Origin of the sequence: Bartonella sp. OD88NMGDW (assembly GCF_042193775.1) — a bacterium.
Taxonomy (GTDB): domain Bacteria; phylum Pseudomonadota; class Alphaproteobacteria; order Rhizobiales; family Rhizobiaceae; genus Bartonella; species Bartonella grahamii.
This window is the reverse complement of record NZ_JBHIMA010000061.1, coordinates 1-1,013: the sequence shown is the minus strand read 5'-3', so window position 1 is coordinate 1,013 and position 1,013 is coordinate 1. Positions and strand designations below refer to the sequence as shown.

The window sequence follows — 1,013 nt, the reverse complement described above, 5'->3', positions numbered from 1 at the left end:
TTATTGTGCTTTAAGATCTCTCTTGCTAAGTTTGAACTGATGGCGTTCAGATCTTGCTTATCTAAATAAATTGGCAACCAGCCAACACAAGAAGAAACATATTTATTTGTCGCGCAACCAATCAGAGAGAGCAGCACGCACATCAGCATCACTTTTTTGATTAATTTCATTTTCTACCTCAAGCCGTGTTGTGGCTGCTTTTAAAGCTTTTTCTGTTTGCTTTTGTTGCTCTGCTTTTTTCCCAAGAGTAAAAGCTCTTGCTAATGCAATAAAAAAAGCGGCTAAAGCCGCGCCTGTTAGCATCAGATTTCTTTTCATCCATAAGATCATAGACGATGCTCCTGAAAGCGTTTAGCAACAAAGAAAATACCAGCACATGCGGCTAAAATCATAATGGTGGCCAAAGCCCATTGGATTGGTCCATTTCCTGCTAATAAGCCTCCAAGCCCAGAAAAAGAACCAATAATCGGTGCAAGGGCTTCGGCTTTGAAAACCCCCGTTGGTGCTTGCGTTTCTACTGTTTGATAATTGGAGGAAACATAAGCCCCTTTTGCCCATAAGCCTGTTTCTGCCGCACGCCGGTGTGCTAGACCTTCAAGACGCTTCCCGCCTGCTTTGGTCCATTTCTGTAGCTCTGCAGGGACAGCTTCATATTCACCTTGATTGAGCTTTTTTAACAGTGTCGAGTTACAAAAGGCTGTTGTTCCTACATTATAGCAAAATGACACTAACGCCGCGAACTGTTCATCTGTTAATGAAACTGTAACAGCGCGTTCAACGGCATTTTCAAATTGTCTTAAGTCTTGGCAAAGAAGTTCTTCTGCTTGCTTTTCAGTGATTGTCATGCCTTCGTAAATAAAAGGTTTTCCAGCACTGTTTGTATGACCATAACCTATTGTCCACACCCCAATGGCATCTTTATAGGCGTTCAAACGCAAACCTTCCCATTGTTTGATAAGTGCTAGTCCTTCTGATGATATTTTTCGCATATGATTCTCCATAAAAAAAGCCCC

2 protein-coding genes are annotated in these 1,013 nt (G+C 41.9%); both read right to left on the bottom strand.

The window, feature by feature from the left end; translation table 11 throughout:
• Positions 1 to 102 precede the first annotated feature (102 nt).
• A complete protein-coding gene (locus ACFIJR_RS09085) occupies positions 103 to 330 on the bottom strand; it encodes a hypothetical protein (RefSeq protein ID WP_375654070.1) in 228 nt (75 codons plus the stop codon).
• Positions 327 to 989 (bottom strand): lysozyme, encoded by a 663-nt coding sequence (locus tag ACFIJR_RS09080; protein ID WP_375654071.1) that lies wholly within the window; start codon positions 987 to 989, stop codon positions 327 to 329. The genes ACFIJR_RS09085 and ACFIJR_RS09080 overlap by 4 nt, the downstream gene beginning before the upstream one ends.
• Positions 990 to 1,013: the final 24 nt, after the last annotated feature.

Coding starts and splice junctions, on each gene's coding strand:
- ACFIJR_RS09085 (WP_375654070.1), bottom strand. CDS start 330: ATGATCTTATGGATGAAAAGAAATCTGATGCTAACAGGCGCGGCTTTA.
- ACFIJR_RS09080 (WP_375654071.1), bottom strand. CDS start 989: ATGCGAAAAATATCATCAGAAGGACTAGCACTTATCAAACAATGGGAA.